Source organism: Pseudoxanthomonas sp. Soil82, from assembly GCF_040446535.1.
In the GTDB taxonomy this organism is placed as follows: domain Bacteria; phylum Pseudomonadota; class Gammaproteobacteria; order Xanthomonadales; family Xanthomonadaceae; genus Pseudoxanthomonas; species Pseudoxanthomonas kaohsiungensis.
In genome coordinates, this window is record NZ_JBEAAK010000005.1 from 97,018 (window position 1) to 111,824 (window position 14,807).

General features: G+C 70.3%; 13 protein-coding genes and 1 pseudogene. 6 read left to right on the forward strand and 8 right to left on the reverse strand.

Annotated elements, in window-relative coordinates:
- Positions 1 to 20: 20 nt before the first annotated feature.
- Positions 21 to 899, forward strand: a complete 879-nt coding sequence (locus ABKA19_RS14225) for an outer membrane protein assembly factor BamD (protein WP_353689459.1) — start codon at positions 21 to 23, stop codon at positions 897 to 899.
- 127 nt (positions 900 to 1,026) lie between these two features.
- Here the strand turns inward: ABKA19_RS14225 and ABKA19_RS14230 are convergent, their stop codons facing one another.
- The 5 genes from ABKA19_RS14230 to sucC all read right to left on the reverse strand — a co-directional run bounded on the left by ABKA19_RS14230 (position 1,027) and on the right by sucC (position 6,973).
- On the reverse strand, positions 1,027 to 2,664 hold the full coding sequence (locus ABKA19_RS14230) for an NAD+ synthase (RefSeq protein ID WP_353689460.1): 1,638 nt from the start codon (positions 2,662 to 2,664) through the stop codon (positions 1,027 to 1,029).
- Between the two features lie 73 nt (positions 2,665 to 2,737).
- On the reverse strand, positions 2,738 to 3,403 hold the full coding sequence (locus tag ABKA19_RS14235) for a serine/threonine protein kinase (RefSeq protein ID WP_353689461.1): 666 nt from the start codon (positions 3,401 to 3,403) through the stop codon (positions 2,738 to 2,740).
- Positions 3,404 to 3,423: 20 nt separating this feature from the next.
- Entirely contained in the window at positions 3,424 to 3,933 is a 510-nt protein-coding gene (locus ABKA19_RS14240) for a sigma-70 family RNA polymerase sigma factor (protein ID WP_353689462.1), read from the reverse strand.
- Between the two features lie 825 nt (positions 3,934 to 4,758).
- Positions 4,759 to 5,634, reverse strand: a complete 876-nt coding sequence (gene sucD / locus ABKA19_RS14245) for a succinate--CoA ligase subunit alpha (protein ID WP_162378607.1) — start codon at positions 5,632 to 5,634, stop codon at positions 4,759 to 4,761.
- 175 nt (positions 5,635 to 5,809) lie between these two features.
- Entirely contained in the window at positions 5,810 to 6,973 is a 1,164-nt protein-coding gene (gene sucC / locus ABKA19_RS14250) for an ADP-forming succinate--CoA ligase subunit beta (RefSeq protein WP_353689463.1), read from the reverse strand.
- Positions 6,974 to 7,176: 203 nt separating this feature from the next.
- On the opposite strand from sucC, the gene ABKA19_RS14255 reads away from it, so the two are divergent.
- The 5 genes and pseudogenes from ABKA19_RS14255 to ABKA19_RS14275 all read left to right on the forward strand — a co-directional run.
- A complete protein-coding gene (locus tag ABKA19_RS14255) occupies positions 7,177 to 8,778 on the forward strand; it encodes a sensor histidine kinase (RefSeq protein ID WP_353689464.1) in 1,602 nt (533 codons plus the stop codon).
- Positions 8,779 to 8,827: 49 nt separating this feature from the next.
- Positions 8,828 to 10,216, forward strand: a complete 1,389-nt coding sequence (locus ABKA19_RS14260) for a sigma-54-dependent transcriptional regulator (protein WP_353689465.1) — start codon at positions 8,828 to 8,830, stop codon at positions 10,214 to 10,216.
- Between the two features lie 44 nt (positions 10,217 to 10,260).
- Positions 10,261 to 11,037 carry a 16S rRNA (adenine(1518)-N(6)/adenine(1519)-N(6))-dimethyltransferase RsmA gene (rsmA, locus tag ABKA19_RS14265; RefSeq protein WP_353689466.1) on the forward strand — a complete coding sequence of 259 codons (777 nt, stop codon included), beginning with the start codon at positions 10,261 to 10,263 and terminating at the stop codon, positions 11,035 to 11,037.
- A 230-nt stretch (positions 11,038 to 11,267) separates the two neighbouring features.
- The gene (gene apaG / locus ABKA19_RS14270) at positions 11,268 to 11,651 is read left to right on the forward strand and encodes a Co2+/Mg2+ efflux facilitator ApaG/CorD (RefSeq protein ID WP_353689467.1); all 384 of its coding nucleotides are present in this window, start codon (positions 11,268 to 11,270) and stop codon (positions 11,649 to 11,651) included.
- Positions 11,652 to 11,661: 10 nt separating this feature from the next.
- A pseudogene (locus ABKA19_RS14275) lies at positions 11,662 to 12,504 on the forward strand (symmetrical bis(5'-nucleosyl)-tetraphosphatase); the annotation flags it as partial.
- A 47-nt stretch (positions 12,505 to 12,551) separates the two neighbouring features.
- Here the strand turns inward: ABKA19_RS14275 and ABKA19_RS14280 are convergent.
- Genes ABKA19_RS14280 through lgt form a run of 3 tightly spaced genes read right to left on the reverse strand, consistent with a single transcriptional unit; the run spans position 12,552 to position 14,759 of the window.
- The gene (locus tag ABKA19_RS14280; RefSeq protein WP_162378597.1) at positions 12,552 to 13,052 is read right to left on the reverse strand and encodes a dihydrofolate reductase; all 501 of its coding nucleotides are present in this window, start codon (positions 13,050 to 13,052) and stop codon (positions 12,552 to 12,554) included.
- A gap of 19 nt (positions 13,053 to 13,071) precedes the next feature.
- Positions 13,072 to 13,866 (reverse strand): thymidylate synthase, encoded by a 795-nt coding sequence (locus ABKA19_RS14285; protein WP_353689469.1) that lies wholly within the window; start codon positions 13,864 to 13,866, stop codon positions 13,072 to 13,074.
- The gene (lgt, locus tag ABKA19_RS14290) at positions 13,863 to 14,759 is read right to left on the reverse strand and encodes a prolipoprotein diacylglyceryl transferase (RefSeq protein ID WP_353689470.1); all 897 of its coding nucleotides are present in this window, start codon (positions 14,757 to 14,759) and stop codon (positions 13,863 to 13,865) included. Before lgt ends, ABKA19_RS14285 begins: the two co-directional genes overlap by 4 nt.
- Between the last annotated feature and the right edge of the window lie 48 nt (positions 14,760 to 14,807).

Genomic DNA, 14,807 nt, shown 5'->3' on the forward strand with positions numbered 1-14,807 from the left:
TCCGCGCCGCTCGCCTTCCGATGGCCCATCGCCCCCGTTTCGCCCTCCCCGCCCCGCTGCGCCTGGCCGGCCTGCTGCTCGCCGTGGTCGTGCTGGCCACCGGCTGCGGCCGCAACAGCAAGGAAGACGCCGACGAAGGCCTGCCGGTCACCGAGCTGTACGAGAAGGCCCACAACCAGATGGTCCGCGGGAACTGGTCCGACGCCGAGCGGACGTTCAAGCGCCTGGTCGCCCAGTACCCGTACGGGCCGTACACCGAACAGGCGCTGATGGAAACGGCCTACGCCCAGTTCAAGGCCGGCAACCACGAGGACGCGGTCTCGACCATCGACCGCTTCATCCGCACCTACCCGACCCACCGCAACATCGCCTACTTCTACTACCTGCGCGGCCTGGCCAACTCCAACCGCGACGCGGTGTTCCTGCAGCGGGTGTGGTCGCTGGACCCCAGCCGCCGCGACCTGGCCTCGCCGCAGCAGGCCTACGACGACTTCGCACGCGTCGTCCAGCGCTACCCGAACAGCAAGTACGCGCCCGACGCGCGCCAGCGCATGGTCGAGCTGCGCAACCTGTTCGCCCGCCACGAAATGGACACCGCGCTGTACTACATGCGCCGCGGCGCCTGGCTGTCGGCCGCCAGCCGCGCCCAGTACATCCTGGAAACCTATCCGCAGAGCGAGTTCCAGAACGACGCGGTGGCCGCGCTGGCCGCCTCGTACGAGGCGCTGGGCAACGAGGCCTTGGCCGCCGATGCCCGCCGCGTGCTGCAGCTCAACGACCCCCAACACCCGTTCCTGAGCGGCGACTGGCCGGACTATCCGATGGCGATCCGCAAGCTGAACCCGTTCGCCGGCGAGGTTTCGCCGACCGGCAACCGCAACGCCACGCGCGACCGCTGAGGCCGGCGGGACAGGAAGAAAAAAGGCGCGCTTCGGCGCGCTTTTTTGTTCATGGATCGGCGGGAGCAGCCGGGCAAGCCCGGCTCTACGGGCGGTCTGCTGCCGGACAGGACCGGCGGCGCGTCGATCAGCCGGAAAATCCGTTGCTGATCGGATAGCGCCGCTCGCGGCCGAACGCGCGCCGCGACACCTTCGGCCCCGGCGCGGCCTGGTGCCGCTTCCACTCGCTGGTCCGGACCAGGCGCAGCACCCGGTCGACCACTTCGGCGGCGTAGCCGGCGGCGACGATCTCGTCGCGCGACTGCTCCTGGTCGACGTAGCGGTAGAGGATGCCGTCGAGCACGTCGTAGGCCGGCAGCGAATCCTGGTCGGTCTGGTTGGCGCGCAGTTCGGCCGAGGGCGGCCGCGCGATCACCGCCGGCGGGATCACCGGCGCCCCGCCGACCGTGTTGCGCCACTTGGCCAGGCCGAACACCTCGGTCTTGTACAAGTCCTTCAGCGGCGCGTAGCCGCCGCACATGTCGCCGTAGATCGTGGCGTAGCCGACCGCGTACTCGCTCTTGTTGCCGGTGGTCAGCAGCAGCCCGCCGAACTTGTTCGACAGCGCCATCAGGATCGCGCCGCGGCTGCGCGACTGCAGGTTCTCCTCGGTGACATCCGTATCGCGGCCCTCGAACATCGCGTCCAGCGCCTGCAGGAAGCCGGTGAAGGCCGGCTCGATCGCCACCGTTTCCAGCTTCACGCCCAGCGCGGCGCACTGCTCGGCGGCCAGGTCGTTGGACAGGTCGGCGGTGTAGCGCGATGGAAGGCGCACGGCGGTGACGTTCTGCGCGCCCAGCGCGTCGACCGCCAGCGCCAGCACCAGCGCCGAGTCGATGCCGCCGGACAAGCCCAGCCACACCTTCGAGAAGCCGTTCTTGCCGCAGTAGTCCTGGATCCCGCGCACCACCGCGCGCCAGGCCAGCGCGTCCATGCTCTCGTCGCCGTCGTCCATCCACTGCACCGGCGCGAAGCGGCGCCCGGCGACGTCGTAGTCGACCAGCAGCCACTGGTCGGTGAACGCGGCGGCGGCCGGATGCACGGTGCCGTCGCCGTCGGCCACCACCGAAGCACCATCGAACACCACCGAATCCTGGCCGCCGACCAGGTTGAGGTAGGCCAGCGCCGCACCGGATTCGCGGGTGCGCTCGGCCAGCAGCGCGTCGCGCTGGGCGTGCTTGCCGCGCTCGAACGGCGAGGCGTTGGGCACCAGCACCAGCTGCGCGCCGGCGGCCACCGTGTCGGCCAGCGGCTCGGGGAACCACAGGTCCTCGCACACCACCACGCCGACCGGCACGCCATCGACCTCGAACACGCAGGGCCCGCCGTCCGGGTCGACCTCGAAGTAGCGGCGCTCGTCGAACACCGCGTAGTTGGGCAGTTCGCGCTTGCGGTAGGTCGCCTCGACCCGGCCGTCGCGCAGCACGCTGGCGGCGTTGTACAGCACGCTGCCGGCCGACTCGGGCCAGCCGACCACGGCCACGATCCCGGTCGCCGCCTTCGCCACCTCGTGCAGCGCCGCCTCGCAGGCGGCCAGGAACGAAGGCCGCAGCAACAGGTCCTCGGGCGGGTAGCCGCTGATCGCCAGTTCCGGGAACAGGACGATGTCGGCATCGAACTCGTCGCGCGCCTCGGCGATCATCCTCGCGATCCGCTCGGCGTTGCGCGCCACCGCCCCGACCGGGAAGTCGAACTGGGCCAGGGCGATGCGCAGGGAATCCTTCATGGCGGCGACCGTTCGTGGGATGCGCCCATGATACCGGCGCGACGTTGCGGACTTGTGGTCGTGCCCGCCGCGGTCAGCCGCGCTCGAACTCGGCGATCTCGTCCAGCAGCGCGCGTCCGCGGCGGATCGCACCGCTCTCGTCGAGGAGCCCGCCCTCGCGCCCCGCGCGCCGCGCACGGCGGCTGGACAGCCAGGACAACGCATACGTGCCCAGCCACCCCGCCACGCCCAGCGCCAGGCTGATCTGGATCCACAGCGGCGTCCCGGCGGCCGGGTCCACCTGGCCCAGGCCGGCGAAGGCGACCACCACCAGCACCCACATCACCCACCAGGGCGCCCCGCAGACATTGGCGCTGGCCGCATAGACGCAGCGCAGCCGCGCCATCTGCTTCTGGATCCGCAGCACCGGTGCCGAGTAGTCGAACGTACCGATCATTCCCAGCGTGATACCGGCCAGGGCCACGTGCGCCACGCCGAAGGCATGCACCAGCACGCCCGTCCAGAACAGCCCCGGCACCGCGACGTTGCGCGTCCAGCAGGCCACGCCCAGCACGATCAGGCCGATGCCGAGCAGGAACTGCAGCGCCTGTCCCCAGGCGAGCGGGCGCAGGCCGCGGCGCACGTGCTCGAGCTTGCGCTCGCGCAGCAGCTGCCACTGCAGCGCCTCCTGCCGTTCCAGCTGGCGGCCCAGCACCTGCCAGGCATTCTTCAGTTCGTCGAGTTCCATGGTCGTGTCCATCAGGGGTCCGGTCGTGGGAATCAGTCGTGGAAGGAGGCGGCGGCGTAGTCGCGCAGGCGCTGCTTGATCCGCCCGATCCGCGTGGTGACGTTGCTCTCGCCGATGCCCAGCACCTCGGCGATCTCGCGCCCGCTGCGCTCCTCCAGGTAGAGCAGCAGCAGCGCCCGGTCCAGCGGCCCGAGCGTGGCCATGAACCGCTGCAGCAGGCGCAGGCGCTCGTGCGTCTCCGGGTCGAACGCCGCGCCACCGGCCAATGTGTCGGCGTGGTCGTCCAGCGGCACCGAGCGGTCCGCCTGCGCCTGGCCGCGCAGGAACGAGATCGCGGTGTTTAACGCGATCCGGTACATCCAGGTCGAGAAGCTGCGCGCCGGGTCATAGCCGGGCCACGCCCGCCACAGCTGCACCGCGATCTCCTGGGCCAGGTCGGCGCGGTCCTCTGCGCCGCGGGCGTAGCTGCCGGCGATCTTGAGCACGATGCCGCGATGCCGCTGCAGCAGCGCGTCGAAGGCCTGGGCCTGGGTGTCGGTCATGGGCGTGGCGAGTTCCATGCGGGATCGCTTCCGTGGGTCATTGTGTCCAATGCACGGGTGATTCGCCGGGCCAACCGGTTTGTCACAGGCCCCGCCTGCCGGGGTCGGCAGCGGGATCACAAGGCGAAAGCCCCGCGGCCGGGGCCCGGAGCCTTGCGCGCAAGAAAAAAAGCCTTGCGATCGGGGTTCGCAACCCTGCGCGCAAGGCAGGAAGCCCCGGCGTCGGGGCAAGAGAGCACCGGCGACGAGGCAAAAAGCCCTGATGCCGGCGCTCGGGAGCATCGGCGGCGAGGCCGAGAGCCACGATGCCGGGGCACGAAAGCATCGCCGGCGAGGCAGGAAGCCCCGCTGTCGGTGCTCGGAAGCATCGGCGGCAAGGCCCGCGAGCATCGGCGGCGGGGCCTCGGGGCACCGACAGCGGGACAGAAAGCCCTGGATCCGGAGCTCGGCGGCACCGGCGGCCCAGCAGAAAGCCGCGGCCGCGGGGGCCGGCATCGGGTGGGACAGCCGCAACAGCGCAGCTTCGGGCTGGGCCGTGGCAATACGTGTGTTGTCGAAGCCGCGACCTCGACGCCACCCGAGGACGCCGTCCTGCCGGGGCATGGCACAAGTGGCACATGGATGTGCCACGACCCGAGTGCGGACAGGGATGTCCGCCCGAGGGATGGGCCATGCCCCGGCAGGGCGGCGGCCCCCCGCCGAAGCCACCGCCTCGCTCGAACGCCCCCCGACCGAAACCCGCGCTCCTGCCCCGCAGCCTTGGCCAGAACACAAAAAAAGGCCGCCCGGAGGCGGCCTTTTCTCAGTGACGCACGGCAGCGCGGATCAACCGCCCAGGCGGGCCTTGATCGCCGCGCCCAGGTCGCCCGGCGAACGCACCGTGGTCACGCCCGCCGCTTCCATCGCGGCGAACTTGCCCTCGGCCGTGCCCTGGCCGCCCGACGCGATCGCGCCGGCGTGGCCCATGCGCTTGCCCGGAGGGGCCGAGGCGCCGGCGATGAAGCCCACGACCGGCTTCTTCACGTGCTGCTTGATGTACTCGGCGCCCTCTTCCTCGGCGCTGCCGCCGATCTCGCCGACCATGATGATGCCCTCGGTCTGCGGATCCTCGTTGAACAGCTTGAGGCAGTCGACGAAGTTCAGGCCGTTGATCGGGTCGCCGCCAATGCCAATGCAGGTCGACTGGCCCAGGCCCACGTCGGTGGTCTGCTTGACCGCTTCATAGGTCAGCGTGCCCGAGCGCGAGACGATGCCGATCTTGCCCGGCTTGTGGATGTGGCCCGGCATGATGCCGATCTTGCACTCGCCCGGGGTGATGATGCCGGGGCAGTTCGGGCCGATCAGGACCACGTCCGGATGGCCCTTGAGCACGTTCTTGACGCGCAGCATGTCCAGCACCGGGATGCCCTCGGTGATGCAGACGATGACCTTGATGCCGCCGGCGGCCGCTTCCAGGATCGCGTCGGCCGCGAACGGCGGCGGCACGTAGATGACCGAAGCGTCGGCGCCGGTCGCCTTGACCGCATCGGCGACGGTGTTGAACACCGGCAGGCCGATGTGGGTCTGGCCGCCCTTGCCCGGGGTGACGCCGCCGACGACCTGGGTCCCGTACTCGACCATCTGCTCGGCGTGGAAGGTGCCCTGCTGGCCGGTGAAGCCCTGCACGATCACCTTCGTGTTCTTGTTGATAAGAACGGACATGGTTTTAGTCCTTGTAGTTCGTATTGGACGCCGGCTCCGGAGACGCGACATCGGCTTGCGCCGATGTCCGGTGCGTTCCTCCAGATCCCCCGACCCGCCGCTTCGCGGCGGGCCACCCCCTTGACTCAAGGGGGATGGGATCGGAATCACGCCATCCGGATGCCGTCGATAATGATTAGGCGGCGACCGCGGCGACGGACTTCTTGGCGCCGTCGTTGATGTCGTCGGCGGGGATGATGGCCAGGCCGCTTTCCTTCAGCAGCTTCTTGCCCTCTTCCACGTTGGTGCCTTCCAGGCGCACGATCACCGGCACCTTGACGCCCACGTCCTTGACCGCGGCGATGATGCCCTCGGCGATCATGTCGCAGCGGACGATGCCGCCGAAGATGTTGACGAAGATCGCCTTGACCTTGTCCGAGGACAGGATCAGCTTGAACGCGGTGGTCACGCGCTCCTTGGTGGCGCCGCCGCCGACGTCGAGGAAGTTCGCCGGCTCGCCGCCATTGAGCTTGATCACGTCCATGGTCGCCATCGCCAGGCCGGCGCCGTTGACCATGCAGCCGATGTTGCCGTCCATGGTGACGTAGTTGAGGTCGTGCTGGCTGGCCAGCACCTCGGTCTCGTCCTCCTGGCTCTTGTCGCGCATGGCGACCAGGTCCGGATGGCGGAAGCTGGCGTTGTCGTCGGAGTTGACCTTGCCGTCGAGCGCGTACAGGTCGCCGCTGTCCAGGATCGCCAGCGGGTTCAGTTCGACCAGGGCCAGGTCCTTCTCGTTGAACAGCTTGTAGAGGCCGGTCATGATCTTGACCAGCTGGCCGACCTGCTTGGCGTTCAGGCCCAGGGCGAAGCCGACGTCGCGCGCCTGGTACGGCTGCAGGCCCTCGACGAAGTTCACGTTGAGGGTCTGGATCAGGTGCGGCGTCTCGGCCGCGACCTGCTCGATGTCCACGCCGCCCTCGGACGAGGCGATGTAGGTGATCGACTTGCTGCCGCGGTCGACCAGCACCGACAGGTATAGTTCCTTGGCGATCTCGCCGGCCTCGGTCACCAGCACCTGGTTGACCGGCAGGGCCACGCCGCCGGACTGGTAGGTGGCCATCTTCGTGCCGAGCATGCCGATGGCGGCGTTGAACACGTCCTCGGTCGTCTTGCAGAACTTGACGCCGCCGGCCTTGCCGCGGCCGCCCGCGTGGATCTGGGCCTTGACCATCCAGGGGCCGCTGCCGAGGGCCTTGGCCGCATCGACCGCTTCGGCCGGGGTGGACGCGACGCGCCCGGCCGGGACCGGGATGCCGTAGTCGGCAAACAGTTGTTTCGCCTGGTACTCGTGGAAATTCATGCTTCACCAGTGGGGTGGGGAACGACCGCCGGGCCGGCCGTGGGTCCGGGCCGATGGGGGCCGGGGCTGCGGGGCGGGGGGCGGTATTGTCGCCGACAAGCCCGCAGCGGTGCAAAACGCCCGCCCGGCGGGGCCGGCAGCGGCCGCGGACGCCCGGTGACTGCCCCTATACTGGCCGCCGGCCGCGTCACGGGAGCCACGGCTTGACCCCACCCTCGCTCATCGACCGCCTGGAATCGATCCCCCGGCGCGAGCTGTATTTCTTCAGCCTGTACCGGGTGCTGGAAGCCGCGATCATGGCGGCACTGGTGTTCAGCCCGCTCTCGGAGATGGTCGGCCAGGCGCGCAATGCCGTGCTCGGCGGCATCGTGGCGGTGGTCTACATGGTCGCCGCGGTGGTCCTGCTGCTGCTGGGCCGCAACGAGCGCTGGCTGGTGCCGCTGGTGTTCGCCGGGGCCTGCATCGACATCCTCGCGGCGACCCTGATGACCCATGCCCTGCCCCCGGTCGCGGCGGGCATCGCGATGATGCTGCTGTTCAACGTGGCCGCGGCGGCGATGCTGCTGCCGCTGCGCTATGGCATGGGCGTGGCGGTGCTGGCGAGCCTGGCCCTGGTCCTGGAGTTCCTCTGGTCGGCCTTCGCCGACGGCGAACGGCCGCGCTCGCTGGCCGAACTGTCGATGTTCGTCACCAGCTACCTGGCCCTGGCCTGGCTGGGCTACCAGATCGGCCACCGCGCCCGCTCCAGCCAGCGCCTGGCCGAGCAGCGCACCGCCGAGGTCGCCAACCTGGTGGAGATCAACGAGCTGATCATCCGCCGCATGCGCACCGGCGTGCTGGTGGTCGATGCCGACAACCACATCACCCTGGCCAACGAGGCCGCGTCGCTGCTGCTGGGCGATGGCGGGCAGAACGGGCCGACCAGCCTCAACCAGGCCGCGCCGGAACTGTCGCGCCGCCTGCAGCGCTGGCGCGGTGGCTGGCAGGTCGACGACACCCCGCTGCAGCTGTTCCCCGACCAGCCCGAGGTGCAGCCGCGCTTCGCCCGGCTGCTGGCCGACAGCGACCTGACCCTGGTGTTCCTCGACGACAGCACGGTGGTGTCGCGCCGCGCCGAGTCGCTGACGCTGGCCGCGCTGGGCAGGTTCTCGGCCAGCCTGGCCCACGAGATCCGCAACCCGCTGGCGGCGATCAACTACGCGGTGCAGCTGCTGGAGGAGTCGCGGAACGTCGATGACGCCGACCGGCGCCTGCTGCAGATCATCCACCAGCAGTGCCTGCGCACCAACGGCATCGTCGAGAGCGTGCTCGGCCTGGCCCGGCGCGAACGGGCCAACCCCGAGAACCTGGACCTGGGCGCGTTCGTCCGCCGCTTCGTCGAGGACTACCGGCAGACCCTGTCGATCGAGACCGACAGCCTGGAGGCGATCGTGCCCTCGCAGCCGGTCCAGTCCCTGGTCGATCCCAAGCACCTGCAGCAGATCCTGACCGCGCTGGTGCACAACGCGCTCAAGTACGGGCGGATGATGGACGAGCCGGCGCGGGTCCGGCTGCGCGTGTTCCAGGACGGGCGCAACGCCTACGTGGACGTGCTCGACCGCGGCCCGGGCATCCCGGAAGGCGTGGTGGCGCAGTTGTTCCGGCCGTTCTTCACCACCTCCGAGCACGGCACCGGGCTGGGCCTGTACATCGCGCGGGAACTGACCCGGGCCAACCAGGCCACCCTGGAATACGTGCCTGTCCCGGGGGGCGGGGCCTGCTTCCGGGTGGCCCTGCCGGGCCCGAACACCATCCTGTCCCTGTGACGGCCATCCCAGACTTGGCCCGGCTCCCCGACTCGGATATCGTGCCGGCATGAGCCAAACCCGCAGTGCCCTGATCGTCGATGACGAGCGCGACATCCGCGAACTGCTCGTACTGACCCTGGGGCGGATGGGCCTGCGCGTGGATACCGCGGCCAACCTGGCCGAGGCCCGCGAACTGCTGGGCCGCCACGCGTACGACCTGTGCTTCACCGACATGCGCCTGCCCGACGGCAGCGGCATCGAGCTGGTCGGCGAGATCTCCCGCAACCACCCGCAGACCCCGGTGGCGATGATCACCGCCTTCGGCAGCATGGACCTGGCGGTGGAGGCGTTGAAGGCCGGCGCCTTCGATTTCGTCAGCAAGCCGGTGGACATCAACGTGTTGCGCGGGCTGGTCCGGCACGCGCTGGAACTGAACAACGCCGAGCGGCCCAAGCCGCCGCCGCCGCCGCCGGAGCAGGCCAGCCGCCTGCTCGGCGACTCGCCGGCGATGGCGACCCTGCGCGCCACCATCGCCAAGGTGGCCCGCAGCCAGGCGCCGGTCTACATCCTGGGCGAGTCGGGCGTCGGCAAGGAACTGGTCGCCCGCACCATCCATGAGCAGGGCGCGCGCGCCGCCGGCCCCTTCGTCCCGGTCAACTGCGGCGCGATCCCGGCCGAGCTGATGGAAAGCGAATTCTTCGGCCACCGGAAGGGCAGCTTCACCGGCGCCCATGCCGACAAGCCCGGCCTGTTCCAGGCCGCCAGCGGCGGCACCCTGTTCCTGGACGAGGTCGCCGAGCTGCCGCTGCCGATGCAGGTCAAGCTGCTGCGCGCGATCCAGGAGAAATCGGTGCGCGCGGTGGGCGCCGCCAGCGAGGTCGCGGTGGACGTGCGCATCCTCTCGGCCACCCACAAGGACCTGGCCCAGCTGGTCGCCGACGGCCGCTTCCGCCACGACCTTTACTACCGCATCAACGTCATCGAGCTGAGGGTACCCCCGCTGCGCGAACGCACCGGCGACCTGCTGCAGCTGGCCGGCTCCATCCTGCAGCGCCTGTCCGCCGGCCAGGGCCGGGCGACGCCGGAGCTGACCGCGCCGGCGATGGCCGCGCTTGCCGCCTATCCGTTCCCCGGCAACGTGCGCGAACTGGAAAACGTGCTCGAGCGCGCCCTGGCCCTGGCCGATGGCGACAGCATCGACGCGGCCGACCTGCACCTGCCGCAGGCGCGCGCCCCCGGCCCGGCCGAGGCCGGCACGGCCCAGGCGCCGGCCGAAGCGGTGATCGACCTGGACCCGGGCACCGGCGCCCTGCCCTCCTACATCGAGCAGCTCGAGCGGGCCGCGATCCAGAAGGCGCTGGAGGAGAACCGCTGGAACAAGACCCGCACCGCCGCGCAGCTGGGCATCACCTTCCGCGCGCTGCGCTACAAGCTCAAGAAGCTGGGGATGGACTGAGGCGGCCTGGCGGCATCCATCGCCACGACCGGCGATAATGGCGCATGACCAGCAGCCACCAGCCCAAGAAATCCCTGGGCCAGAACTTCCTGCACGAGCGCGTCTACATCGAGCGCATCGTCCAGGCCGTCGATCCGCGACCAGGCGACCGCCTGGTCGAGATCGGTCCCGGCCAGGGCGCGATCACCCTGCCGCTGCTGCGCCGCCATGGCGCGCTGACCGTGATCGAGTTCGACCGCGACCTGGTCGGGCCGCTGGCGGCGATGGCCGAAGGCGTGGGCGAGCTGACCATCGTCCACCGCGACGTGCTGTCGGTGGACTTCACCGCGCTGGCCGCCGGCACGCCGTTCAAGCTGTGCGGCAACCTGCCCTACAACATCTCCTCGCCGATCCTGTTCCATGCGCTGGACCACGCCGCGGCGATCCGCGACATGGTCTTCATGCTGCAGAAGGAAGTGGTCGACCGCATGGGCGCGCCGCCCGGCAGCAAGGTCTACGGGCGGCTGAGCGTGATGCTGCAGGCCTACTGCCAGGTGCAGCCGCTGTTCGTGGTGCCGCCGGGCGCGTTCCGGCCACCGCCGAAGGTGGACTCGGCGGTGGTGCGGCTGGTGCCTCGCGATCCGGCCACGGTGGGCATCGACAGCCGCGCACGCTTTGCCGAGGTCGTGCGGGCGGCGTTCGGGCAGCGCCGCAAGACGCTGCGCAACGCGCTCAACGGCGTCTGCACGCCGGCCCAGTTCGAAGCGGCGGCAGTGGCGCCGGACGCCCGCGCCGAGCAGCTGGAAGTGGCGGCCTTCATCCGCCTGGCGAACGCCCCGTAGAGCGGGGCCTGCCGCGTTGTCCCCGGCGACGGCCGCAACCGTAGAGCGGGGCTTGCCCCGCTGCTTACGGCGCCGGCCGCAACACCGTAGAGCGGGGCTTGCCCCGCTGCTCGCGGCGACGGCCGGAATCATGCGGCACAACCCCGCCGTGCGACGGCAGCGATCGCGGAACGCGGCGGCGCCGGCTCCGTCGTCTCGGCCGTCACGCGCTTTTTGCTTACACTGTCGCCATGCCACAGGCCATGCCCTACGCGATCGAGGTCGCCGTCGAACCGCGCTTCCTCGACGATCAGTCCGAACCCGATGCCGGGCGCTACGTGTTCGCCTACACGATCCGCATCCGCAACCGTGGGAGCGTGGCCGCGCGCCTGCTGGCGCGCCACTGGGAAATCACCGACGGCAACGGCCGCGTCGAGGAAGTGCACGGCGACGGGGTGGTCGGCGAGCAGCCCTGGCTCGAACCGGGCGGGGACTACGAGTACACCTCCGGCGTGGTGCTGGAGACCAGCGAGGGAGCGATGCAGGGACGCTACGACATGCTGGCTGCCGATGGCACCCGCTTCGACGCGCCCATCCCCCCCTTCCTGCTGACCGTGCCGCGGACCCTGCACTGAGGCGGCCGCGATGAGCACCTGGGCCATCGGCGACCTTCAGGGCTGCTACGACGCCACCCAGCGCCTGCTGGAGAAGATCCGCTTCGACCCGGCCGGCGACATGCTGTGGTTCTGCGGCGACCTGGTGAACCGCGGGGGCCAGTCGCTGGAGACGTTGCGGCTGGTGCATTCGCTGCGCGAGCGCAGCATCGTGGTGCTCGGCAACCACGACCTGTCGCTGCTGGCCATCGGCGAGCGCGCGCCGGCGGAGAAGCGCAAGGTCAACCCGGACCTGCAGCGCGTGGTGCTGGCCGACGACGCCGACGAGCTGCTCGGCTGGCTGCGCCGGCAGAAGCTGGTCCATGCCGACCGCAACCTAGGCTGGCTCATGGTCCATGCCGGACTGGCGCCGCAGTGGACCACCCAGCAGGCCGAGCAGTACGCGCTGGAGATCGAGCGCCAGCTGCATGGCGACGGCTACCGCGGCCTGCTGCGCAACATGTACGGCGACAAGCCGAACTGGTCGCCGGGACTGCGTGGCTACGAGCGCTGGCGGGCGACCATCAACTGGTTCACCCGCGCCCGCTACTGCACCCCGCGCGGCCGCATCGCGATCGAGGAGAAGGGCCCGCCGGGCACCCAGGCCGCCGGCCTGTATCCCTGGTACGAGGCGCCCGGACGCGTGGAGCGCGACCTGAAGATCGTCTGTGGCCACTGGTCCACGCTGGGCCTGACCCTGACCGGCGGCATCCACGCCATCGACACCGGCGCGGTCTGGGGCGGCAAGCTCACCGCCCTGCAGCTGGACAGCGAGGACCTGCGCGTCGTGCAGGTGCCCGGCCGCGACGTGCCGGCATTGCCCCCGCACCTGCGCAAGGAATAACGGCACCGGCGGCGCGCCCAAGCGGGGCAAGCCCCGCTCTACGATGAAACGCGACGGTATTCGACGAATTCGAACGCATGCGCATGCCGGTCATCGGCCGCGCGCGCCTGGCGTTCGACCTCCCGCCACTGCGCGCGATCCCACGCAGGGAAGAAGGTGTCGGCATCGGCGACCACTGCGTCCACCTCGGTCAGGTGCAGCACGTCGGCGCGCGGCAGCGCCAGCGCATAGACCTCGCCGCCGCCGATCACGCACAGCTCCTGCGCGCCGCCGGCCCGTGCCACCGCCACGGCCTCGTCGATCGAGCCCACCGCCCGCATGCCCTCGAACGGCACCTGCCCACCGCGCGTGAGCACCAGGTTGGTCCGCCCGGGCAGCGCGCGGCCGAGCGATTCGGCCGTCCGGCGCCCCATCAGCACCGGCTTGCCCAGGGTCAGCGCCTTGAACCGCTTGAGGTCGTCGGGCAGGCGCCACGGCAGATCGTTGCCGCGACCGATGCCGCGCTGGCGATCGAGCGCGGCGACCAGCGAAACCTTCATGGCACCGTCCGCATCGCGGTCAGACCGCCACCGGCGCCTTGATCGCCGGCAACGGGTCGTAGCCTTCGATGGCGATGTCCTCGAAGGTGAACGCGAACAGGTCGTCCACGTCCGGGTTGAGCCGCAGCGTCGGCAGCGCGCGCGGCGTGCGCGCCAGCTGCTCGCGCGCCTGCTCGTAGTGGTTCGAATACAGGTGCGCGTCGCCCAGCGTGTGCACGAAGTCGCCGACCTCCAGCCCGGTGACCTGGGCGACCATGTGGGTGAGCAAGGCGTAGCTGGCGATGTTGAACGGCACGCCGAGGAAGATGTCGCCGCTGCGCTGGTACAGCTGGCAGCTCAGCCGGCCGTCGGCCACGTAGAACTGGAACATCGTGTGGCACGGCATCAGCGCCATCTTCGGCAGGTCCGCCACGTTCCAGGCGCTGACGATCAGCCGGCGCGAATCGGGATTGCGGCGGATCTCGTCCAGTACCCAGCGGACCTGGTCGATCTCGCGGCCATCGCTGCCGGTCCAGCGCCGCCACTGCTTGCCGTAGACCGGCCCGAGCTCGCCGTCGTCGTCGGCCCACTCGTCCCATATGCTGACCTTGTGGTCCCGGAGGTAGGCGATGTTGGTCTCGCCCTTCAGGAACCACAGCAGCTCGTGGATGATCGAGCGCAGGTGCAGCTTCTTGGTGGTGACCAGCGGGAAGCCTTGGGACAGGTCGAAGCGCATCTGCCAGCCGAACACGCTGCGGGTGCCGGTGCCGGTGCGGTCGGCCTTCTCGGTGCCGTGCTCCAGCACGTGGCCCAGCAGGTCGAGGTACTGCTTCACTTGGCGCCCTCCTGCCGCGTCGAGGCCAGCGGCTGCGGTTGCAGCACCGGCGCGCTGTGCGAGCGCCACAGCAGGAACAGGCCCAGCGCCACCAGCGGCAGGCTCAGCAGCTGGCCCATGGTCAGCCAGCCGAAGGCCAGGTAGCCCAGCTGCGCATCGGGCACGCGCACGAACTCGACCACGAAGCGGAACACCCCGTACAGCAGCGCGAACATGCCCGACACCGCGTAGCGCGGCCGCGGCCTGGACGAGAACCACCACAGCACCGCGAACATCACCAGCCCCTCCAGCACGGCCTGGTAGAGCTGCGACGGGTGGCGCGCGAAGGCGTCCAGCGCACCGGCGTCGAACTGCGCCTTCAGCGCGGCCGGGTCCAGGTGGCGGTACTGCTCGGGCAGCCCGGTCGGGAACACCACGCCCCAGCCGGCCTCGGTGTACTTGCCCCAAAGCTCGCCGCCGATGTAGTTGCCCAGGCGCCCGAAGCCCAGCCCCGGCGGCACCAGCGGCGCGATGAAATCCATGGTGTCGAAGAAATGCAGCCGGTGCCGGCGCGACCACAGCCAGGCCGCGGCCAGCACGCCGATCAGGCCGCCGTGGAAGCTCATGCCTCCGTCCCATACCCGGAACAGCATCAGGGGATCGCGCAGGAACTCGCCCAACCCGTAGAACAGGACGTAGCCGATGCGTCCGCCCAGGACCACGCCGAGCATCGCGTAGAACAGCAGGTCGGAGAACGCGTTGCCGTCCACGCCCGGCAGGCGGCCGGCGCGGATCCGGCGGTGGCCCAGCCACCATGCCAGCAGGAAGCCGAGCAGGTACATCACCCCGTACCAGTGCACCCGCACCGGGCCCAGCGAGATGGCGATCGGATCGATCTGGTGCAGGACGATCATTGCGTGTCGGCTTCCGGAACGTTGGGGCTATTGTGCCCGAGCCTGCCT

What these genes read in the sequence shown, in the direction of transcription:
- ABKA19_RS14225 (WP_353689459.1), top strand. Translation starts at nt 21, where the DNA reads ATGGCCCATCGCCCCCGTTTCGCCCTCCCCGCCCCGCTGCGCCTGGCC.
- ABKA19_RS14230 (WP_353689460.1), bottom strand. Translation starts at nt 2,664, where the DNA reads ATGAAGGATTCCCTGCGCATCGCCCTGGCCCAGTTCGACTTCCCGGTC.
- ABKA19_RS14235 (WP_353689461.1), bottom strand. Translation starts at nt 3,403, where the DNA reads ATGGACACGACCATGGAACTCGACGAACTGAAGAATGCCTGGCAGGTG.
- ABKA19_RS14240 (WP_353689462.1), bottom strand. Translation starts at nt 3,933, where the DNA reads ATGACCGACACCCAGGCCCAGGCCTTCGACGCGCTGCTGCAGCGGCAT.
- sucD (WP_162378607.1), bottom strand. Translation starts at nt 5,634, where the DNA reads ATGTCCGTTCTTATCAACAAGAACACGAAGGTGATCGTGCAGGGCTTC.
- sucC (WP_353689463.1), bottom strand. Translation starts at nt 6,973, where the DNA reads ATGAATTTCCACGAGTACCAGGCGAAACAACTGTTTGCCGACTACGGC.
- ABKA19_RS14260 (WP_353689465.1), top strand. Translation starts at nt 8,828, where the DNA reads ATGAGCCAAACCCGCAGTGCCCTGATCGTCGATGACGAGCGCGACATC.
- rsmA (WP_353689466.1), top strand. Translation starts at nt 10,261, where the DNA reads ATGACCAGCAGCCACCAGCCCAAGAAATCCCTGGGCCAGAACTTCCTG.
- apaG (WP_353689467.1), top strand. Translation starts at nt 11,268, where the DNA reads ATGCCACAGGCCATGCCCTACGCGATCGAGGTCGCCGTCGAACCGCGC.
- ABKA19_RS14280 (WP_162378597.1), bottom strand. Translation starts at nt 13,052, where the DNA reads ATGAAGGTTTCGCTGGTCGCCGCGCTCGATCGCCAGCGCGGCATCGGT.
- lgt (WP_353689470.1), bottom strand. Translation starts at nt 14,759, where the DNA reads ATGATCGTCCTGCACCAGATCGATCCGATCGCCATCTCGCTGGGCCCG.